The sequence below is a fragment of the Verrucosispora sioxanthis genome, from assembly GCF_010560025.1.
Classification (GTDB): domain Bacteria; phylum Actinomycetota; class Actinomycetes; order Mycobacteriales; family Micromonosporaceae; genus Micromonospora; species Micromonospora palythoicola.
Genome location: NZ_SAIY01000007.1, coordinates 255,877 through 276,723 on the forward strand (window position 1 = coordinate 255,877; position 20,847 = coordinate 276,723).

Below are 20,847 nucleotides of genomic sequence, written 5' to 3' on the forward strand. Positions count from 1 at the left end.
CAAAGTTCTAGAGGTTGCCGAACGTGTCGTACCGGGTCCGCTGCGGCGGTACGTCGTCGGCGGCGAGCACCCGGAGCGTGGCACGCACCATCGGCGCCGAACCGGAGACGAAGCAGTCGTGCGTCGTCCACGGCCCGTACCGGGCCACCACGTCGGAGATCTCGCCCTGCTCGCCGTCGAAGTCCGGATCGCCGCTGCACGCCGGAGTCACCGAGAGCCACGGATGGGCCGCGACCAGATCCCGCAACCGGTCCAGACCGTACAGGTCCGTCTCGGTCCGGGCGCCGTAGAAGACGTGCACCCAGCGGGCCCGGTTGTAACCGGCCAACTCCTCCACCAGCGCCTTGATCGGAGCCAGTCCGACGCCACCGGCGACGCAGAGGATGTCCCGCTCGGACGAGCGGTCGACAGTCATCGATCCCATCGGCGCGGCCAACCGCAGCAGATCGCCCGGCCTGGTACGACGGACCAACGCGCCGGAGACCCAACCGGCGGCGTCGGCCGGCGTTCGGACGTGGAACTCCAGCACGTTGTCGTCGTTCGGTGCGTTGGCGATCGAGTACGTCCGCCACACCCGGGGGTGATGGCGGGGCACCTCCACGCTGACGTACTGACCCGCCTTCCAGGACAGCGGATGCTGTAGCGCCCGGCAGGTGAGGATGGCGGTGTCCGGGCCGTACCGCTCGTGGGTCAGCACCTCGGCGTGCCAGAACGGTGGGTCGTCGTCCGCCGCCGCCCCGGCGAGCATCTTCTCGGTGATCGCCGCGTACGCGTCCCGCCACGCCTGGTCGTACTCCAGGTTCCAGCCGTCACCGGCGACGCTGCGCAACGCGTCCAGCAGCGCCACGCCCATCGTGTCGTAGTGGGCCGCCTCGACGTGGTACTTGCGGTGGTCCCGGCCGAGCGCACGGAGGAACTCGTCGAAGCCCTCCGGGTCGTCCACCGTGTGGATCGCCGCGATGATCGCTTCGAGCAGTCGGTCGCCCTGGCCGGTCATCTGGACCGGGAAGAGCTTGCGCAGCTCCGGGTCGAGGAGGAAGAGCCGGGCGTAGAAGTGACCGCTCAGCCGGACCCGGTCCTCCTCGACCAGGGTCCAGCTCTCCTTCAGCAGCCGCGCGAAGTTGTCCACCGGGGGCGCTCCTTCTTCTGACGGCGGATCGGGCCCAGACAGAATCTCCACGGAGCGTGTATGAAGGTCGCACAGAATGTGCGATCGCATCATGAGGGTTGCTCGCCGGAGGGCGGGTGTCACCAGGAGCGTCGGCGGTCGGGCAGAGTGGACCGGTGACCGTTGAGCTCACCCGCCCGGTGTCCCGCCGGCTGCTCGGCACCGAGACGCTGCTGGTGCTCGGCCTCTCGCTCGGCCAGTCGGCCGTGTACGCCGCCGTGTCGATCATCGCGAAGTTGACCGCGGAAGGTGGCCTGTCGCGACAGACCGCCGCGCTGAACACCTCCGCGTCGGCCCGGCCCTATCTCGATCTGGCGTACCAACTGCTCGGCATCGTCTTCGCGTTGCTGCCGGTGCTGCTCGCCGTACACCTGCTGGCGCGGGATCCCGGCGACCCGGCGCGGATCCTCGGCCTGGACGCCGGACGGCCCGGGTCCGACCTGGCCCGGGGCGCCGGGCTGGCGGCGCTGATCGGGCTTCCCGGCCTGGCGCTGTTCTGGGCGGCGGCCCAGCTCGGCATCAACGCCACCCTGGTGCCGGCCGCCCTGCCCGACCTGTGGTGGACGGTGCCGGTGCTGATCCTCGCCGCGTTCCAGAACAGCATCCTGGAGGAGGTGATCGTGGTCGGCTACCTGATGACCCGACTGCGCCAGCTCCAGTGGCGGGTCGGCGCGATCATCGCCACGAGTGCGCTGCTGCGCGCCTCGTACCACCTCTACCAGGGCTTCGGGGCATTCATCGGCAACGCGGTGATGGGAGTGGTGTTCAGCCTCTTCTACCTGCATACCCGTCGGGTCATGCCACTGATCGTGGCCCATGCCCTGCTGGACATCGTCGCCTTCCTCGGCTACGCCCTGCTCCCTCGCGACTGGTTCACCTGGCTCTGACCAGCCGCCCTTCCTGTCGTAGGTGATCAAGAGGTTCGCACCTGCCCGGTCGGCGCGTCATGACGCGAACCTCTTGGTCAACCGCCTTCGTCAGTGACCGGGGCGAGGCCGGCGGGCTGGGCGGTAGTGGGTGGTGGCGCGGTAGTGGGTGGTGGCTCGGGCGGCCAGGCGTTCGGCCACCGACGAGTTGCCGGCCGCCGCGGTCAACGCCGCCGTGCCCGGCAACAGCCGAGACGCCAGCCGCAGCGCCAGCCAACCACCCGCCTGCGCGGCCAGCGGGGCCGCCAGTCGCCAGGCCGCCTCGACCGCCCGAAGTCCAAGCTCCTCCTCCGGCCCCTGCGCCGCCCGCGCCGCCGCCACCGCCGACTTCGCGCTCGTCAGGTCGGGGTGCACCTGGGTCAGGGTGAGCAGTTCCGCCGCCCGGTCCGGATGCGCCGGATCATGTCCGTACGCCGCCGCCAGGTGCAGCACCAGGTTCGCCTGCGACCAGAGCACCACGGCCAGTTCGACCACCGGCGCGAAGACCCCGGTGAGCGCGGCGGTCGCCCCACCGACTCCGGCCTGCCGGACGAAGCGGCGGGTGGCCAGCCGCGCCAACCCGTCCGCATCCGCCCCCGGGTACAACTCCCGCAGCCGCCGGCCCCACTCGGCCGCGCCGGGTCCGAGGGCCTCCACCGCGGTCAGCGCCAGCAGCTCCGGGGCGAAGCCCGGGTGGTCGAGCACTCGCGCGACGATCACCCGCAGCTCCGATTCCGGCGTACGCTCCGAGATGCCGCGCCCGGTGCCGATGTCGAGCGGCGCGGCCCCGACCGCCGCGCTGGTGGTCGTTCCGCTGGTGGGCGTGTCGCCGGTGACCGGCGCGCCGGTGGCTGTCTCGCTGGTGGGCGTGTCGTCGGTGACCGGTCCGCCGGTGGCCGTCCGACGGGCTGCCTTCTTCGTGGCTTTCCGGGCCGCCTTGACCGGTGCCTTCCCCGTGGTCGCCGCCGGAGCCGCCTCGCCTGGGGCGGCAGCCGCGCCGGTTGCCGCTCGCCGCGTGGCCTTCCTCGCCCTCTGCGCGACGCTCGTCACCCCGCTGGTCGGCTCAGGTTCCGTGGCGTCGCCCGACCCTGCCCTTCTTCGCGTCGCAGCCTGCCCTGCCGGCGCCCCTCCAGCCTCGGTCGCTGCCGAACCCGTCGTTTCGCTGCCCGTCTGCTTCGAAGCCGCCTTCCCGGTGTCGACGGGGCCGGTGTCGGTGGTCCGGGAGACCGTGCCGCTGTCGTCGCTCCTCTCGTTGCCCGTCTTCGCGGTCTCGACGGCTCGGGCGTCGGGCGACGGGGCTTCGGAGCCGGTAGAACCGCCCTGCGTTGGCAGCGCTCCGCCCGGGGCCGCCTTCCGGCGGGTGGGTCGGACGTCAGCCGGAGCCTTGTCCGCTTTGGCGGCGTCGACACCCGCTGCCGCCGGCTGGCCGGCCCGACCACGGCGACGCGACGCAGGTGCGGCCGTCGCATCGCCGCTCTTCCCGGTGTCCGGCGACGCCGTACGCCCACTCGGGTCGACCACCCCGGAGCCGCTGGTGAAAGGCGGGACCGGAGCGGCCGGAGGCGCGGAGGCGTTCGCCCCGGACCGGGGTGGCAGCGGTTGCTCCGGCACCGGTGGTGGCTGGAAAAGCACGCTCGGTGCCGCCTTCGACCGCCGAGGACGGGACCCGGCAGGATCCTCCTGATCCTCGGGCGGGGGCGGTGCCGGCGGCGTCGGAGGTGGCGTGAAGGTCGCCTTCGGGGAGCGTCGACGGGCTCCCTCAGCAGGCTCACGGCGGTTGTGCTCGCTGGGCGGCTGCTCCTGCATGTCGATGGAGCGTAGTCCTGATCACACCAATGCACAGCGGGAGCGGTCCCGGAGACCTGGGCGCAGCCTGTTCCGGTAGTCGCTTTGCTCCCGGCCGGGCGGGGCCTGTATCCTCGGGCCCGGTGGTCTGCGGGCCACCTGGGAGACTTCGCCTAGTCTGGTCTATGGCGCCGCACTGCTAATGCGGTTGGGGTCTTAAAGCCCCTCCCGGGTTCGAATCCCGGAGTCTCCGCGCGAAGGCCGGGTGTGTAGACTGGCCCAGCACCAGCGCCCGTAGCTCAACGGATAGAGCATCTGACTACGGATCAGAAGGTTAGGGGTTCGAGTCCCTTCGGGCGCGCAAGATCATAAGGGGTCTGACCTGCCGGAACGGCAGTCAGGCCCCTTACTTTGTTGTCAATTGTGGTCGGTTGGTTGCTCGGATGCTGCTCGTGCGACGAGCATCCCTCGTGTCCCGGTCGGTCCGGCGGCGTCCGGCTGGGCGTCCTTTGCTTCGGCCCGGTTTCTGGCGGACGCCGAGGCTGGACTTGGCGTGACTATTACTCGATCGCCTCGGGCCGTCGCGGTAGCTTCGCTCTGCGTCGAACAGTTATCTTGCCCTTCCTGAGGGTTGTGGAGAGTCGGGACTTTCGTGATCGATCCCCAGCAGGTCGAAGACGCCAGACGTGCGCTCGGTGTGGGGCTCGGGCAGCGTCGTAGGTCGCGTGGTTTGACGCAGGCCGATGTTGCCGAGCGGGTCTACAGCACGCGGAGCACCATCGCCGGGGTGGAGCGGGGTCAGCAGGTTGCTGATCGCGTCTTCTGGCGGCGGTGTGATCGGCTGCTGGAGGCTGGCGGCGAGCTCCTCGCCGGCTACGACGGATACCGGGATCTGAAGCAGCGCTTTGATCAGGAGAGGATCGAGGCGAGGCAACGGGCGCGTTGGGGTGAAGTTGACGACGGTTCGCCGCAGGCGCTGGTAGACGTTCCAGTCGCGGGTGGGCTGCCGTCCAGTGGCACGGTGGCGACGACAGCGCTGGCAGACCCTTCAGGCGGCTCGCCGGCACCTGGCCTGGGAGGTGGATCCGCCTCCGTGAGTGTCGATCCCGCCATGGCGCTGCACTGGGAGGAGATGCTCCGGCTCCTCGCCGCGTCGCACAACGTTCTCGGTTCGCGCCAGGTCTACGGGCTGTCTGCCGAGAGTTAGCTGTTGTTCGCCGTTATCGACATGAGGCGACGGACGACCTCAAGCCACGTCTTCTGGCGGTTGAGGCGCGGTGGGCGGAGTTTGCTTCGTGGACCGCCGACAATCTCGGAGATGTCAGCGCAGCCACTCACTGGCTCGCCCACGCGCTCGAACTGGCGTGCAGGGCAGGCGACAAGCGGATCGCCGCCTACGTCTTCATGCGCCAAGCACAGCAAGCCGTCGACCGCATTGACGGAGCCCATGCTGCAGGACTTGCCAGAACCGCTGAAAGCCTTGTTTCGCTCACCGATCGTGACCGCGCCCTGTGTTTGATCCGTCAGGCGCAGGGCCACGCCCTCTGCGGCGACCAGTCCCGATCCCTCACCGCTATCAAGGCCGCGCACAAGCTCATCAACCACGCGACGGGCCTGGGCGCGGATGATGCAGACACCATCGGCCACCATTGCACTCACGCCTACCTGCAAGCTCATGAGGGCTACTGCCTGCTACGCCTTGGCCAGGTAAGGGCAGCGGCGCGTGCCCTTGAAGATGCGCTGGACGGCTGGCCTGTCAACTACCGACAGGACGAGGCGCTGACACGAAGCTGGCTCGCCCTGTCCTACGCCGCTACAAACCGGTTGGCCGAGGCGGGCGCCGAAGGAAGCCGCGCCCTCTCCCTGGCCGCCGCGACCGCTTCGGCGCGGGCGATGCGCGCCCTGGGCCAACTGCATGCGCGACTCGCTGGATCCTCGACATCCACGGACGTCATCGAGTTCCGAAACTCCTTCTCCCTGGTCGCCTCAACGGTCAGACTGTGATCATGGACCTGATCTCCACCGCGACGACCACGGACGAGGCCACCCGAGCTGCGAACGTCGCCGTGCTTCCGGTGGGCAGTTTCGAGCAGCACGGTGATCATCTTCCGTTGATCACGGACACGATCGTGGCCTGCGCCGTCGCGAAGGCCGTTGCCACCGAGTACGACCTTTTGCTGCTGCCTCCGGTAACCATCAGCTGCTCCCAGGAACACACCGGATGGCCGGGTTCGGTGAGTATCCGCTCGTCCACCCTGACCCTGATCATCACTGACGTCGTCGAGTCGCTGCGCCGGGCGGGTGTTGACCGTCTCGTCCTGGTCAACGGCCACGGGGGAAACTACGTGCTGTCCAACGTCGTGCAGGAGGCAAATGTCGGAGCACGCCGCATGGCCCTGTACCCGCGGCGGCAGGACTGGGAGACCGCCCGCCAGCAGGCAGGGTTGGGCAGTACCGGTCACGACGACATGCACGCCGGTGAGATCGAAACCTCCCTCCTGCTGCACCTCTGCCCCGAACTCGTCCGGCCCGGCTACCAGAGCGCTGACCATCTCGCCGATCGCCCGGACCTTCTGGTGCTAGGGATGCGCGGCTACACCGACAACGGCGTCATCGGCAAGCCATCGCTCGCCACGGCCGCCAAGGGAAAAGCGGTCCTGGACAGCCTGACCGCCTTGTTCGCGACCAGCCTCGCTGTGCTCACCCAGCACACCTAGCCTGACGCACCTGAATAAGTTGACGGTGCTGAGCCGTCTGGCTGGGGGTCCGGGGGCACCTTGATCGGGAGAGATTGGCCGGCTGCGTCGCGTTGATCGGCGAGGACCTGCTGACAACGGTGCTCGTTCGGACGTCCTGCGGCCCCGGATGTCCGCAACACTGGAGGGAGTCGTCCTGATCTGCGGGGTACCGGTATCCGGTCAACCCGCTCGCCGTGGTCGCCGTTTCCGTGCTGGTCGCTGTTATCGGCTATTCGGGGTTGCAACGAAGCGTGCGGATCGGCTGATGCGGGCCCGTGCGGCTGCGGACCGTCAGGAGTCGCAGTCGAGTTGGCGATCAGCTGGCCGAGCGGCCGCGAGGTCCGCCGCGCTGATAGTCCTGCAGGATGTGCCGCACGCTACAACAACATCCAGGCCTATCCTTGAACTGTACAAATGGGTTACTTGACCAGGGCTATCAGGTCGTTAAGGCCTGTGGCGATGCTCAGGAGATGGCCTGGCGACGGAGGTTGTACGGGAGCGCGGAGCTTCAGGAGCGCCTGGGCGTGTCCCGCGTCCGCATCACGCAGCTCACCAACCGGCCCGACTTCCCGGAGCCCTTCGATCACTTGGCCGGCGGGTCCGTCTGGCTGGTGGAGGACGTGGAGCGCCGGATCACGGAGCACCAGCCCTGGAAGGCCAGGGGAGCGGACGAACCGCCGCCGCCGGACTGAGCGGGATGTCAGCACCACCCTCGGAGAGCAGACGCAATGGCCGAGACCCCGGAGACGTGGGTCCCGGCCATTGCCGTAGGGCTCAGCGCTTGGCGAGCTTCTCCAGGTACTCAGCGGCGTACCTCAGGTGGGTCCCCACCCCGTGTCCGTCCTGGTCCTCCAGGGCATCCTCCACACCGTTGATGGCCTCCCGAAGCTTCCTAAGCTCCCAGGCAACGGCCAGGGTGGCGAGAGCCTGCCCGTGCCGGGCGTAGCGGTCTGCGGTCAGGTCCTCCGCCTTCATGTCATCAACGCCCCGGACCATCATCTCCAGGTAGTCCGTGGCGAGCTTGGTGTAGTCCTTCGGCACGTCTGTCCCTCCGTAGTGCGACTGTCACGAGATGGTGGCCGTCGGCTACGCCCCGGGAACGGGAAGTGTCGGGTGGACGACACACAACGCCCGAGACCTGGAGGCATGGGTCCCGGCCGTTGTCTGCGGACTTAGGCGACGGCCTTCACCTTCGGCCTAGTGCCTTCTCCTGAGTGCTGCCGGTCCGTATCGGGACAACGAGGCGGTGGCCTCCGCCGCCTTCGTGTGGGCCTCCTGACCGGCGGCCAGGGTGGCTGATGCGTCCCGGCTGAGCGTCGACGGCTGGGCGAAGACCTGGCCGCCAGGAGCCAGGGGGCGCTCCACGTTGGCCCGCATGGAGTCGACGGCCACCACGTCCGCCAGGGCCTGGCCCAGCTCCGCCAAGGCGGCTTCCACCCGGCTCAGCGCGGCGCGGCCCTGCTCGCCCAGGTACGCCAACCACTCCGCCTGGTGCTCCGTCATGCGCATTATTACGGTGGCCCGCGCGGCTTCTGTGCGCGGGACAGAGTCGGGGGGTGATCGTCGTCTACATCGGCTGGCGCAAGGAAAGAGCAATGGAATTGCGCGAAATGCGTGACAGCCTTGCGGAACTCGCAGCTGCATGGCGCGCTCGGCCACAAGGAATCTCCAACGCAATATATTTGCGCCGTTACCCGATCTGGAGCGTGAGGAAAAAGTATTGGCGGGCGAGCGCGAGGAACGGCTTTCCCGCGTACGGCAACGTCGGGAATCCGTCAACTCTCCCGATTGGAAGGGGTTGACCTTGGCTGAGAAGCGCCCGTATGTCAGAGAAGCGTTGGTGTGCGTGTTGGTGAATGTAGCAAAACTAGCTTGCGCCACTTCGGCCCAACACGATTTGAGTTGGTGAGGCGGGAGGATTGATAGGCTGGTCGATATTGAGAACCAGACAAACTCACGTGAAACTAGTATGAGCTAGGATGTTCCTAGCAAACTGTGGACGTGACCTCCCCTCCAGCATCCCTCGATGGCGAAGGAGTGCTATCCTAGCCAACTGTTCCTAAGTGGAAGAAGACGTGGCGTGGCATACGTGTGGATTATGCTCACCATATTGGCGACGATTGTTGTCGGCGTGCTCACAAACATTGTCACGAACTGGTTTCGTAAGCCGGATCCGGTTAAGCCGTGGCATATGGTCTGTATTCTGCTCGCCCTAGTTGTAGCTGCGGCGGCCCTGTCCTTGAACAAGGATGGCATGCTCCTCGGGGGGAACCGCTGGCCACATTCCGCCCCGAGTGCCACATCCGAAACCCAGTCTCCCAGCGATTTACGTTCGCCTTCCGCGTCTCCAAAAGCATCCACCCCGCCGTCACGAACTAAGCCTACAAGCACGAGCGCTCCAAAGACCAGCAAACGGCCTCCCGTCGATCCCGCTGATGTTCAAATTTCGGGAACAATAAGCCCTTGGGAGGTTATCAATGACGGTTGGGCTCAAACCATCGAAGTGACAGTTACTCACGCCACGCCGCATGGTGCCGTAGCATGGGAGTACGGAAGTATGGAAACCTCAGATTCTGAGAAATCTATTGGCTGCACTCTTATTCAGAACTACTTATGTAACCACAAGTTTGGTGGTGGCAGTGCAGTCGCAGACGAGCGGGGTGTGGACCGGTTCTCTATTCGTTGGTCTCCGCGAGAGGCCTACGACGTCTTGGGTGAAAAGTACGATGACGCTGGCTGGGATATCCAGGTAGCAGACACTTCTACCAATGACTCCGCTCATCATGCAAACCGGTCGATCACATTCGGCTTTATGGTCAAGCAGCGGTCGGGCGCACCGCCGCCGAGCGAATGGGAACTATAGCGCGACGGCTAGGTCGGTTTCTGAATACCCTGTCGCTTCCTGTTGTGCCGGTCCGGAGCTTGTACAAATCGCGTTCAGAGTTAGGCAATTTTCTACGGCGGAACTCCTCAGCTTTGTTATGGCCGGAATCCCTGCGCGTCGGTTCCGGGCCTTCGGACTGTCACAGATCCGGCGAGCCGCCCGGCCGCCCCGATCCGGAATTGCGACAGCTACGGCAACGACCCAAACATGCCCAACTCCTTCTTAACGGTCGTAGTAAACGTCTGCACCTTCACGGTGTCGCGGTTGAGCGGTTGCTCTTTCAGGGCTGCGTCTACGACCGCAATTGCTTGCTGGAAGAAGCCCAGAGCCTTAGTGTCATTCCAAAGAATCTCAGACAGCCTGTTCGCGTAGGTCTCGGCCTTGTTGGCCGTGAGCGAAGGCATGGGAGTGCCGCCGGCAAGGTACCGGAAGGCCATGAGCAAGTGGAAGCGAGACGGCTTGTAGTAGCTGCTGAGGTTGCCGTTACGGAAGAAGAACTCCAGCTTGTAGTACGCGTAGGCGGCCACGTAGTAAGGCTCAAGTTTGTGATCTTCGTTAAAGATGCCCTTACCAACCTGGGCTTGGAGGTCTTGATAGTACCTGCTCGCCCGATGTGGGCTGTCCGTGAACATGGCGCCGAAGGCACGGATGAGCTGCGATACGGTGATAATCTGTACCTTCTTGATGCCCGGCACGGCGTTATACTGCTTTGACCGGCGCTCGTAGTAGAGGCGTTTTTTGCCAGGGTATGAGGCGAAGAAAGATTCGAGTTTCTTCTGAAAGCTGCCGAGTGCGTAGATGTTCTCCGGCGTTACCTGGGTCTGCCGGTTTGTGGCCGTGATCACCGAGTTGATGACATCCTCGTCCTCTGTGGCAATCACCTTCAGGGGTACGTACACAGAGGGCCCGATCTGGTCCCGCTCGTAGAAAAGCACATGGCTGGTCTGGCAGCCGTTCACGACCTGGTAGTCGGTCATGATGAACTTGTTGCCAACCGTCTGAAGGCCACGCGCCACGATGGTCACGCCGTTGTTCAACACAGCGAACCGCCCCTGGGACTTCGAGTCCTGCAAGGTCTTCCGGATGTCCGCATTTACCGGGTTCTGGAAGTCCTGGAAGTCACGAACGTTGTCATAGAACAGCGACTTCCGAATGTTGCCTGACTGATCCTCGATAAGCTTCAGAAACTCGGTCGCCGGTACGACGCCCAAGTAGGACTCAGACACGCCCTCAATCTCGGGAAGAACCGTCCGGCTGGCGAACTGAAACTCGCCGACAGCGCTATTCTTGCTGCGTTGGTAACTCTCGTGCAACTCATCTGCGCCCATTGGGACGAACTTGACCGCCGAGAAGAGCCCGGTCTTACGGAGCGCCGTCACCCGCTTGTCGATCTTCTTGACCAAGTAGTCGTCGTTTTCCCACTGCCCAGTCGTGATGTAGTGAATGGTGACGGTCGGCTTCGGGCGGAACTTGATACTGTTGTCGTAGACCTTCTGCATGACCTTGTGCAGGTTCTGGACCGTGTCGTTCATCGGAAGTTCCGGCTCGTTCTCGAAGAACTCGTCCACGCCGTCGAACAAGGTCATCATCAGGCTGCCGCTGAAGGTGCTCGACGTCTTGGCCTGCACGAAGATGAACCGTGCGTCGATGTAGCCGTTGACGTCTAGGAGGTCTTGCACCTCTTCGGGCGAGGTCACCAGCACCCCGTTGACGATCACGGCTGCGCCGTCGATGCCGAGGTCGTCCCCACCGCCGACGTGCACGTCGTTGATGTCGAACTCCTCATCTACCGAGTCAGACACGGCACAAAAGGTAGCGAAGAGCTCGAAGACGTCGGCCTCTGTTAGGTCACCCAGGCTCTGTTCAGCCCGGAACGCCTCCATGTTGGCCTTCGTGATGCGATCCACCGGGGTCCCTCCTCGACTGCGGACAGCGTAAGCCAGACCGAGATCGTCCGGTTGCGCGACCTTGGGTGCTGGGCGGTGCCGCCAGCAGACAAGGGAAATGTGGTGTAGGCGGAACGCGGCCCGGGCTGCCGTACTGGCCCGAGGTTGCCGGGCGAGCGCAGGCCAATGCCACCCGTTCCTAACGTCAGCGCGGTATTGCTCCCTGGTGCTGCTCGCCACCATTCCCGGGGGGTGCGGATCCTGCTGACCGGTGACGCGGAGGTCGAGGAACAGCAGGTGCTGCGGGAGCGGCTGCCGTCGGACGGGCTGCTGGCCGACGTGCTCAAGGTCGTCCACCACGGCAGCGCCCATCAGGACCCGGCCTTTCCGGACGCGGTCCGTCCCTCCGTCGCCCTGGTGCCGGTTGGCGCGGGCAACACCTACGGTCATCCCAACGAGGCGGTGCTGGCCCGGCTGGCCCGGGGCGGGGCCCGGGTGCTGCGTACCGACGTCGAGGGTGACGTGGCGGTGGTGCGGGCGTCGTCGGGGCTCGCGTTTGTGAGGTTGCAGTGTCGTGCTTCTCGTGGCAGCGAATCCGGAGCCCGTAGCGCAGCCGACGTTCTGGGAGAGCGTCGTCTGCATTTTGTTCTTTTCGTCGTTAGGGGTGCTGTACGTCTGCTACTACTTCGGCTTTAGGATCGACGCCAAGTGCCTCGTCCTCACCAAGACCACCCGCAAGCCCTGCATGAAGGACGGCAAAGTTCTCGTGGGTTGCCGGCAGCACAAGCGACAGGAAGTGGTGGCCTGGGTTCGCCATCTCGGCGCTGCTAGTGCTCTGACCACGAATGTTCACGGTGTTGGGGTCAGGCCGCTCTGGTGGCGGGTTGGCCCCAGCGTCGTTGGCGTTCGCTGCGGATGCGGGCTCGTTCGCGGCGTTGGGCGGCCAGGACGTCAGGGTGGCGGGCGTTGGCGTTGCGCCACCGCAGGTAGGCCTGCAACCGTCGGGTCATCGCCGGGTGGTTCGGGTGGTTCGAGCCAGCGATGACGAAGGTGCGTAGCGGCCCGAACTGGGCCTCGATCGGGTTGGCCCAGGAGGCGTAGGTCGGGGTGAAGCAGAGCTCGACCTTGTTCCGGGCCGCCCACCTGCGGATCTTCGAGCCCTTGTGCGCGGACAGGTTGTCCAGGATCACGTAGATCGGTGCCCCGTCCGGGCGGGCGGCCCGGATCGACTTCAAGGCGGTGAGGGTGTTCGCGGCGCTCTTGCGGCGTCGGACGACGCCCCATAGTTGGTCGTCACCGACGGAGTAGCAGCCGTGGAACTGCCGAACCCCGTGCAGCTTGTGGTAGTTCGCGGGCAGCCGGTGCGGATGCCCGGCCGGAGCCCACCCGGCGCCGGCCTGCGGCCGGATCACCAGGGGACCGAACTCGTCGAACGCGAACACCCGCTGCGGGAACTGGCTGCTCACGTACTCGATCCGGGCGAGCTTGGCATCCCGGTCAGGGTCGGTGGACTCCTTCCACGTCTTGGTCCGCTGGAAGGTGATCTGGTGCCGGTGCAGGATCTGCCGCAGCCGTTCCCGCCCGATCCGGATCCGGCGGGTGGCATGCAGGCGCAGGTGGTCGGCGAGCTTGCGGATGCTCCACCGGGTGAACGGCCGCCCCAGTTTCTCGGGGCGGGTGTTGGCCGTCTCGACGATGAGCTGCTCTTCGTCGCTACTGATCTGGCGGGGACGGCCACCCGCCCACTGAGGGTCCAGGCTGGCCATCCCCATCTCGTTGAACCGGTGGATGACCTGCCGGATCGTGTCCTCGTCGGCCTGGACCAGGCGGGCGATGGCCGGCACTGTGTTCCCGCCGGCCGAGGCGAGCACGACCATCGCCCGTCGCAGTCGGATCGGGGAGCCAGTTCCCCGGCGAGTGATTCTGAGCAGCTGCTGACCTTCCTGGTCACTCAGCCGCCGCACGCGTACAGGATCTGCCACCGCCACAGCCTGACCGGCACAACGCCGCCCGACCGACAGGCCGGACGGCGTGTCATCCAACACCGTGAACGTTCGTGGTCACGGCACTAGTAGTGCTTTGTCATGATCGGAGGTGGTCTCGGGGTTTTCGTTCTGTGGGGAAGCGGGTTTTGCAGGTGGGGCATGCGCCGATCAGCCTGGCCAGGAGGGCTTGTAGTTCGTGGAGTAGGGCGTAGAGGGTCAGGCCGGCGCGGGGGCTTTTGGGTCGAGGCGTTGCAGGGTGCAGAAGGCGTGGGCGGCGGATACGAGGGTGACGTGGTGGTGCCAGCCTTGCCAGGTGCGGCCTTCGTAGTGGTCGAGGCCGAGTCCGGTTTTGAGTTCGCGGTAGTCGTGTTCGATGCGCCAGCGGAGTTTCGCCCATCGGATGAGGGTGCGTTTCGGTGTGGTGGCGGGCAGGTTCGACAGCCAGTACTTGGTGGGTTCGTCGCGCTCGGGTGGCCATTCGGCGATCAGCCACGCTTCGGGCAAGTCTTGATCGCGGTGGGCGGCGAGCAGGGTCCGTCCGGCTGGCCGGACCCGCAGGAACACAAACCGGGAGCGCATCTTCACCGGCCTGCTGGCGCGGGTGCGGGAGCCGTCACGCCAGGACACCGACCGGGCTGCGGCGGCACCGTGGGACAGGACCAGATCCTTGACCGAGGTCGCGGGGCTGCGGTATCGCAGTGCCGGTCGCCGGCCTGTCCACGCCGCCGGTGGCGCGGTCCGTGCCGCTTCCTGCTGTTGAACGCCGATCGTGGTGGCGATCTGCACCACATAGGACAAGCCGCGCTCCGTCAGGCCGTGGCGGAACTCGCCGCTGTCGCCGTATCCGGCGTCCGTCACGATCACCGGCGGTGTCAGCCCCCACCCGATCACCTCGTCGATCATGTCCAACCCGAGACGCCACTTCTCCCGATGCCCGACCTCATCGGGGATCTGCGACCGCGCCCGCCGCACATCGACATCAGCCGCAGCGGCCGGCGAGGCGGGATCCCACGACTCGGGCAGAAACAACCGCCAGTCGACCGGACATGACGCGGCATCAGTGACCAGGTTCAGACTCACCCCGATTTGACAGTTGGTGACCTTGCCCGCCGTCCCGGTGTACTGCCGAGCCACCCCCGGCGACGCCGTGCCGCACTTGAGCCAACCCGTGTCATCCAGAGCCCACGCCGCCGGCCCGATCGCCTCATCCATCCGCACCGCCAGCCGCCGCCGCACCGGCACCACGTCCCACGGACTGTTCGTCACGAAATGGTTCAACGCCTGATCATGCACACCCGGCAGACGCCCCGCCATCGGCTGGATCGACTTACGCCGCCCATCCACCATCAACCCACGCACATACTGCCCAGCCCGATCCTGCCACCCGACCCGAGTCAACGACCCGAACACATCAACAGTGAAATCGGCCAGATCGCCACCCAGACGCTCTACTTCCCGAACATCCACATCAGAGCCAACGACCCACCACACCAACAGCCCTCGAACTATACCCAACTGTGACAAAGTACTACTAGCTGGCTCGATCCCTGGCTCCACCGCTTGCCCATCGTTCCGCCGTCGTTCGCGCCTGTTCCGTCGTCTCCGATGCCGGCAGCCGTCCAGGGTGTTGCCTCGTCAGTGGTGACCCAGACGCCTGGCAGGCGCATGGCGCTCGAAGCACGTATTGCGTTGTGGGCGTTGGCCGTCGGCGCGCTCCAGGCAGTCACGGCCATCGCAGCGCTCGCTGTCGATGTCGCTGCTGGCAAGTAGCACTTGGGCCTTCCCGAATGACGGACGTACGCGTCGGCCGGGTGCTCAGGTGCTGACGAGGTCCCGCAGGCCGGCGGGGTCGCCTGCCGCGATGTAGCGGAAGCTCTGTGGAGGGCGGAAGGGTGCTTGCTCGCGTAGGTGGTGCAGCGGCAGCGGCTCGTCAAGGCGGTTGACGGTGGTGAGGTGCAGGAGATGGGCGGTCGCGGCGCCGTCGAGGTAGGTGTCGTATTCGTCGCGGTTGAGGCCGAACTGCAGGTGGAAGCGTCGCCATCCGTCGTCGGGGGCGCAGACGGTGGTGGCGCCGAGTCGGGCGGTGCCGACGACGGCCATCTGTGGGGAGCTGGCGTAGAGGATGACCTGGGTGCCTGGGGCGGCGTTGACCGGGCGTCGTCGGATCTCGATGTTCTTGGTGCCGTCCAGGATGGCGGTGGCGAAGCGGGGGCGAAGCGAGAGCAGCAGGGTGCGCTGGTGGTTCATCGGGCTCGGCCTTCCTGGTAGATGGCGGCGAACAGCGTGGCGGCGATCCGGGTTGGTTGTTGTGGCGGAGCGGCCGGGCCGCCGTGTGCGAGAGCGAGTCGGCGGAACGTTTGCCGGGAGACCGGCCGCGGAAAGATCTCGGTGTTGGTGAACCGTAGAGCTTGTGCGTAGCCGTCGCGGGCGATCCCGTGCACTGTGTTTCTGTCCCAGACGCCGAGGTGCTGGAACCGGTCGTAGAGGTCGTCCGGCGGGGCGGTGACAACGGCGTCGAGCTGGGAGCAGGCGATGATGGCCGCTGGTTGTTGGGTGGTGGTGCCGCCCTTGCTCATGTACCACAGCAGCCGTGCGGGAGCCTGCGGTCTGGTGCCGCCAGGACTGCGGTAGTAGACGTGTTCCCGGCTGATACCCAGGGCGTCGTGTCGGGGGAAGATGCTGGCGGGCACGCCGAGCAGCTGGGTCGAGAAGGGCTGCCGGATGGGGATGAGGTAGGTCGGCAGCTCGCTGTCGATGATCTTAGCCGGCCACCAGACGCGTTCGAGTTCGGCGGCGGCGACGGCGGGCATACCAGATCGTAGCGGTGCGGGTTCGGGTAGTCCGGATGCCCTCGCAGCGGAGATCGCGGCCCGTTCCACCTCCGCGGCGGGGCCCACCGCGGCGATGGCGTAGCCGTAGAGGGTGCCGTCGGTTTCCTGGAAACCGTCGTCGACCGCAGCGAGTCGCGCCTGGGGTGACAGATGCGGATCAGTTATCTGGATCATGGGGAGCGCGCCGTCTCGTGCTGACTGCCGTAGGCGGAACAGGAGTTGCCGGGCGAGGGTGTCGGCGAGGGGCTGGTTCGCCACGCGCAGCAGCGGCACTCGCAGGACGCCAGACGACTCGGTGGTGGCGTAGGCGGCGACGAGTTCGCCCGTGGGTTGGTAGATGCCCATCCGTTGAGCGCCGCTGACGGCGAGCCTGTTCACGGTGCTCTGGAGTTCGCGAGGCCGTTCCCCAGATAAGTGGGTGCGCAGCGCTTCGATCGTCTGGTTCTCGCCGCTGCGCAGGCGCCGCTCTACGTAGCCGGTGTCGAGGAGGCTGGCCGGACGGTAGGCCTCGGCGTGTGCCAGCTCGTCGATGTGGATGACCACGTCGGCGGGTCGCATGATTCGCAGGCCGTGTCGCTCGGCGACCTCCCGGTAGACCCTGATGAGCTCCTGGTCGTTGGTGACGAGGACGTTGAGGTTGGCGGCGATGGCGTCGCCGACGTGCTGCAGGTCCAAAAGGTCTTGGGTGTCTCTCGGGTTCGCGGGATCCAGCGGACGCGTGTGTCGCTGCAGTTCGTCGATGATGTGGGCACGCGCGGCGGGATCGGAGCGCACTGAGGGGAACGTCTGCACCCGGTCGGTGCATTGGGCGCGAAGATCGCTGTCCAGCCGGTCGATCTCGGTGTTCAGGGCCGCGGTGCGGACGATTTCCAGGAGCCCTACCAGGTGAGGTGCGAGTAACGCCTTTGATTCGTCGGCGTTGGTGCGGCCGGCTTCGGTGAGGTCGCGCACCACATTCATGTCGATCGCCGCACGGACCAAGACGGTGTCGGAGTCCGCAGAGAGCAGGTTGGGGTGGTCATGGTCCCGCCACCAGTCGATCAACGGTTCTCCGCTGCTACCACGGCCCGGACGCTCACCGCGCTGCGCGAACCCGAGGCGGATCCACATCTCGCCAAGGCGGTAGTCACGCCGACATCGCGCGGCGATGCCCAGGTGGTCGCGGTGGAGATCGCTGATGCGCTCGACAAGCAGCCGAGCGATCCCCCTACCACGCCGAGGGGGGTCGACGCAGAGGTGACTGAGCCGCACGCGTCGGCGTGCCAGCGCGTAAAGGGCGTACCCCACAGCATGGTCGTCGGCGTAGGCCATGAGCAGGGTGCCTTTGGCCGCCGCATCGTCATAAGCGGAGAACGGCATGTGGCCGAGGGTCGCTCGGGCGGCGTTTCCGAGCCGGATGGCAGCGGCGATGGCCTCCCTGTCGTGCGGGCCCGGTGTTACCAGGCGTATGGATGCGGGAGTGGCGGCGTCCCCCTGAGCCAGCATGTACGCAGTGTGCACGATCCACTGTCGTGTGTGAAGGGTCAGTGCATTATCCGGGAATGGCGAATGCAGCGGGCGTCCTTGATTCTAGATATGTGAGGGAAAGGGGCATGCACTGTGTCCTGTACTGGTCCTGATCAAGCCGTGCCTTAAGTAGCGAACGTAATCACCGACGAAACGTCATCGCGGCCGTTGGTCAGCGACAGCTTCCTATCGGGATTCGTCATGTCTCCACGATGGTCAGGCGGAGATTAGCGAAGTGCCAGCTAAGAGCGTGTTTGAGATGGAGTTGATCAGGTCCTGGTGAAGGTGCGGCGGGGTTGCCGGCGGGCGGGTTGGCCGCGGGTGATGCGGCGGGTGATGCCGGCGATGGCGGCCCAGCGGATGAGGGCTGCGGAGATGGCCGGGTGGCGCTCGTAGTCGCGGGCCAGGCGGCGGCAGGCGGTGAGCCAGGCCAGAGTCCGCTCGACCACCCACCGACGTGGGTGGACGGCGAAACCGCGCTGCTCAGCGGGTTTACGGACGATCTCCAGGGTGGTGCGCAAGGTGTCGCGAGTCCAGTCGACCAGGCGGCCGGCGAAGCCCTGGTCGGCGTAGACATGCCGGATCGGGCTGATCATGTAGGCGCCCAGCAGGGCGGTCTTGGCACCGTCGCGGTCCTGCCAACTCGCGGCGAGGACGGTGACGGCGACCAGCAGTCCCAGGGTGTCGGTGACGATGAACCGCTTGCGGCCGTTGACCTTCTTCCCGGCGTCGTAGCCCCGACTGTCCCGACCCACGGTATCCGCGCCCTTCACCGTCTGCGAGTCGATGATCCCCGCCGACGGGTCCGGCTGACGGCCTTGCTGCACCCGCGCCTTGACCCGCAGCGTGGTCAGGAGCTTCTCGGTGACGCCGGCTTCTTCCCACCGGGTGAAGTACCAGTACACCGTCTGCCACGGCGGCAGATCCGCCGGCAGATAGCGCCACGGACACCCCGACCGCACCACGTACAAGATCGCGTTCACGATCTCCCGACGCGGATGCTTCTCCCTGCGGCCGTCCGTGCTCGGCTCGGGCAACAACGGCTCGATCAGCGCCCACTGGGCGTCAGTCAGGTCCGAGGGGTAACCACGACGTGCAACCACCGCGCCACCCTGCCCGCCCCGGCAACAGATGTCACGCCGCCACACCGTCCACAACAGACCTTCTCAAACACGCTCTAAGCTTGATCTTTAACCTGTGCGGCGTGGGCGGGGACTGCTCGAGGTCTTCGGTTTCTTCCTTGCGTTCGCGCTGATGTGCACGTCGTGTCGTTGAGCGGGTTGCTTGTTCGGTCGGCCTGGTGGTCGCCCTGGACCTGGTCGGGAGGGTTTCGGCGCGCTGGCCAGGCAGGCGGTCTTCGCGCGGAGGTGCCGGAACCCTCGTCGGACGCGGGCGGGTGAGAGGCGTTCGGGCGGTGTCGGTTTCTCCCAGGGGCGGCGCAGGTCACTGGTGAGGCCGCGTGCCAGGCGCAGCTGCGCGTAGACGGCCAGAATGAGCCAGGTCCACCGGTCGGCGGCTTGTGGGGTGCGGATCTTCGGGCAGGTCCAGCCAAGGGTCTGTTTGAGCAGCCGGAAGGTGTGCTCGATGTCAAAGCGGCGCAGGAACGCCTGCCAGAGCCGGTCGACGTCGGCGGGTGTGGCATCGGTCTCGGACCACCACAGCCACACCGGCTTCGGGATCGCGCCGCTAGGCAGGTGATTCACCTCCAGCCGGATCACGGTGCCTTCGATGAGTGGCAGGTCGCCGGTCTGGTCGATCCAGGCGTTGCGGTGCGTCAGCCGGGGATGTAGCCGGTCCCAGCTGCGGGCGGTGGCAGCGCCGTAGAGGCGAGTGTCGGTCACCGTGGTCACCTCGGGCGCGCCCCAGCTCGCGGGGTCACCGAAGATGAACTCGCTGCCGTGGCGAGGTGGTCGACCGTTCGTGCCCGGCCGTCGGGGCGGGGCCGCGTGGCGCAGCACTCGATCGGAGCGCATCCGGCCCAGCACCTGCACCGGCAGGTCGCGCAGCAGGTATGCCAATCGGGGCGTGTCGTAGCCGGCGTCGGCGACGACCAGGATGTGGGGATCACCGGTGCGCCACTGCCCAGCGGCGATGAGTCGCTGCACGAGGTGGCGGAGTTGCCCGGCGGTGACGGTGGCGGCATCATCGCCCGGCGCGAGCCGCTGAGCATCCAACGGCGCGGTCCAGGAACTGCGACCGGGCTCCAACGCCGTGACGAACGAGTACGGCCAGCCAGGAATCATCACGTGCTGGTCCTTGCCGCGGCCGTAGGTGTGGCACAGGATCCGCTCCGCGGAGGTGTGCGCGTCCGGCCGCAGCCAGCAGGTGATGTCGACCGCCAGGACCAGCCGGCCATCGGCCGCGCGAGGCAGCGGAAGCGCCGCCAAGCTCCTGCGCAGCCGCTCGACATCCACCCGACCTCGGGCCAGCGCCGCGTACAGCGACCCATGACCACGACGATGCTCGCCCACCAGCGACAGCTCCACCAGCGAATGCACCGGCCCGTCGCCGCACAACACCGCGTCAGCCAACTCGAACATCGCATCCGCCCGAGCGGTCAGACAGGCATGGAACTCCCGCCGGAACGCCGCCAGATCCCCGAACGCACCAGCAGAACCAGCATCATGCACACTGACCACCAAGACAGCCCCTGGTATTGATCCTCTTCCCTCGACAAGAAGATGATCGACCAGGGGCTGTCACCATGATCAGCTGGGGTCACCAACCAGCCGCCAAAGGTTAAAGATCAAGCTAAGGTCCTTGGCAGCCGGGTGGTCGGCGATGAGACGTGCGACGAGCTCGGCGGCTACGTCGGCGGGCGGGCGATGACAATGCCGTAGCCGATGGCTTCGTCCGAGGTGACGTCGATGTGTTCTTGCTGCCCGAACCGAAAGGTGGCGGTGGTGGTTAGCACGATGTACTTGCTGTAGGAGATCATCCGTGGCGGGGTCGGCCCGAGGGCGGCGAGGCGCCGTCGCGGTCGGCCCAGTAGTACAGCGTCTTGCGTCGCGTCGCGAGGAACCACTTTCGCCAGGCTGCAGCAGGGCGAACTGCTGCGACGCGGTGGCCTGACTGATGGCGACTCGCTCGGCCACCTCGCCCACGGACATCCCGGCACCGCAGGCGAACAGCATCAAGATCCGCTGCAGGGTGGGGTTG

Annotated in this window: 18 protein-coding genes, 2 tRNA genes and 1 pseudogene; 9 read left to right on the forward strand and 12 right to left on the reverse strand. The window is 66.4% G+C overall.

Annotation, left to right across the window (positions count from 1 at the left end):
* Window positions 1–7 precede the first annotated feature (7 nt).
* Window positions 8–1,129 (reverse strand): globin domain-containing protein, encoded by a 1,122-nt coding sequence (locus tag ENC19_RS21345; RefSeq protein ID WP_164448872.1) that lies wholly within the window; start codon window positions 1,127–1,129, stop codon window positions 8–10.
* Window positions 1,130–1,284: 155 nt separating this feature from the next.
* Here ENC19_RS21345 and ENC19_RS21350 point away from each other — a divergent pair, with 155 nt between their 5' ends.
* Window positions 1,285–2,055, forward strand: a complete 771-nt coding sequence (locus ENC19_RS21350) for a CPBP family intramembrane glutamic endopeptidase (protein ID WP_164448873.1) — start codon at window positions 1,285–1,287, stop codon at window positions 2,053–2,055.
* Window positions 2,056–2,145: 90 nt separating this feature from the next.
* Here the strand turns inward: ENC19_RS21350 and ENC19_RS21355 are convergent, their stop codons facing one another.
* Complete coding sequence (locus ENC19_RS21355; RefSeq protein ID WP_235944968.1) at window positions 2,146–3,123, reverse strand: EcsC family protein; 978 nt, start codon at window positions 3,121–3,123, stop codon at window positions 2,146–2,148.
* An 897-nt stretch (window positions 3,124–4,020) separates the two neighbouring features.
* Here ENC19_RS21355 and ENC19_RS21360 point away from each other — a divergent pair.
* The 6 genes from ENC19_RS21360 to ENC19_RS21385 all read left to right on the forward strand — a co-directional run bounded on the left by ENC19_RS21360 (window position 4,021) and on the right by ENC19_RS21385 (window position 7,288).
* A tRNA-Ser gene (locus tag ENC19_RS21360) sits at window positions 4,021–4,111 on the forward strand.
* 35 nt (window positions 4,112–4,146) lie between these two features.
* Window positions 4,147–4,219, forward strand: a tRNA-Arg gene (locus tag ENC19_RS21365).
* 291 nt (window positions 4,220–4,510) lie between these two features.
* Window positions 4,511–5,065, forward strand: coding sequence for a helix-turn-helix domain-containing protein (locus ENC19_RS21370; RefSeq protein WP_164448874.1), 555 nt, complete (start codon window positions 4,511–4,513; stop codon window positions 5,063–5,065).
* 197 nt (window positions 5,066–5,262) lie between these two features.
* Window positions 5,263–5,862, forward strand: coding sequence for a hypothetical protein (locus ENC19_RS21375; protein WP_164448875.1), 600 nt, complete (start codon window positions 5,263–5,265; stop codon window positions 5,860–5,862).
* A 2-nt stretch (window positions 5,863–5,864) separates the two neighbouring features.
* Window positions 5,865–6,575 carry a creatininase family protein gene (locus ENC19_RS21380; protein WP_164448876.1) on the forward strand — a complete coding sequence of 237 codons (711 nt, stop codon included), beginning with the start codon at window positions 5,865–5,867 and terminating at the stop codon, window positions 6,573–6,575.
* Window positions 6,576–7,120: 545 nt separating this feature from the next.
* A complete protein-coding gene (locus ENC19_RS21385; protein WP_309246261.1) occupies window positions 7,121–7,288 on the forward strand; it encodes a DNA-binding protein in 168 nt (55 codons plus the stop codon).
* An 82-nt stretch (window positions 7,289–7,370) separates the two neighbouring features.
* Here the strand turns inward: ENC19_RS21385 and ENC19_RS21390 are convergent, their stop codons facing one another.
* Together ENC19_RS21390 and ENC19_RS21395 are read right to left on the reverse strand one after the other, a co-directional pair.
* Complete coding sequence (locus ENC19_RS21390; RefSeq protein ID WP_164448878.1) at window positions 7,371–7,637, reverse strand: hypothetical protein; 267 nt, start codon at window positions 7,635–7,637, stop codon at window positions 7,371–7,373.
* 156 nt (window positions 7,638–7,793) lie between these two features.
* A complete protein-coding gene (locus tag ENC19_RS21395) occupies window positions 7,794–8,099 on the reverse strand; it encodes a hypothetical protein (protein ID WP_164448879.1) in 306 nt (101 codons plus the stop codon).
* A 577-nt stretch (window positions 8,100–8,676) separates the two neighbouring features.
* Between ENC19_RS21395 and ENC19_RS29590 the strand changes: the two genes are divergently transcribed.
* A complete protein-coding gene (locus ENC19_RS29590; RefSeq protein ID WP_208020965.1) occupies window positions 8,677–9,459 on the forward strand; it encodes a hypothetical protein in 783 nt (260 codons plus the stop codon).
* A 209-nt stretch (window positions 9,460–9,668) separates the two neighbouring features.
* Here ENC19_RS29590 and ENC19_RS21400 read toward each other — a convergent pair whose 3' ends face one another.
* A complete protein-coding gene (locus ENC19_RS21400) occupies window positions 9,669–11,387 on the reverse strand; it encodes an AIPR family protein (RefSeq protein ID WP_164448880.1) in 1,719 nt (572 codons plus the stop codon).
* Window positions 11,388–11,586: 199 nt separating this feature from the next.
* Between ENC19_RS21400 and ENC19_RS21405 the strand changes: the two are divergent.
* Window positions 11,587–11,963: pseudogene (locus tag ENC19_RS21405) on the forward strand (ComEC/Rec2 family competence protein); the annotation flags it as partial.
* Window positions 11,964–12,229: 266 nt separating this feature from the next.
* On the opposite strand, the gene ENC19_RS21410 reads toward ENC19_RS21405, so the two are convergent.
* The 7 genes from ENC19_RS21410 to ENC19_RS31070 form a co-directional block, all read right to left on the reverse strand.
* Complete coding sequence (locus ENC19_RS21410) at window positions 12,230–13,348, reverse strand: IS630 family transposase (RefSeq protein ID WP_309245962.1); 1,119 nt, start codon at window positions 13,346–13,348, stop codon at window positions 12,230–12,232.
* Between the two features lie 219 nt (window positions 13,349–13,567).
* Window positions 13,568–14,818, reverse strand: coding sequence for an IS701 family transposase (locus ENC19_RS21415; RefSeq protein WP_164448916.1), 1,251 nt, complete (start codon window positions 14,816–14,818; stop codon window positions 13,568–13,570).
* A gap of 348 nt (window positions 14,819–15,166) precedes the next feature.
* Window positions 15,167–15,598 (reverse strand): hypothetical protein, encoded by a 432-nt coding sequence (locus ENC19_RS21420; protein ID WP_164448881.1) that lies wholly within the window; start codon window positions 15,596–15,598, stop codon window positions 15,167–15,169.
* On the reverse strand, window positions 15,595–17,541 hold the full coding sequence (locus ENC19_RS21425) for a GNAT family N-acetyltransferase (RefSeq protein ID WP_235944969.1): 1,947 nt from the start codon (window positions 17,539–17,541) through the stop codon (window positions 15,595–15,597). Before ENC19_RS21425 ends, ENC19_RS21420 begins: the two co-directional genes overlap by 4 nt.
* A gap of 416 nt (window positions 17,542–17,957) precedes the next feature.
* Window positions 17,958–18,821, reverse strand: a complete 864-nt coding sequence (locus ENC19_RS21430) for an IS5 family transposase (RefSeq protein ID WP_164448360.1) — start codon at window positions 18,819–18,821, stop codon at window positions 17,958–17,960.
* Window positions 18,822–18,878: 57 nt separating this feature from the next.
* A complete protein-coding gene (locus ENC19_RS21435; protein WP_164448883.1) occupies window positions 18,879–20,327 on the reverse strand; it encodes an NF041680 family putative transposase in 1,449 nt (482 codons plus the stop codon).
* A 167-nt stretch (window positions 20,328–20,494) separates the two neighbouring features.
* Entirely contained in the window at window positions 20,495–20,626 is a 132-nt protein-coding gene (locus ENC19_RS31070) for a hypothetical protein (protein WP_268968067.1), read from the reverse strand.
* Window positions 20,627–20,847: the final 221 nt, after the last annotated feature.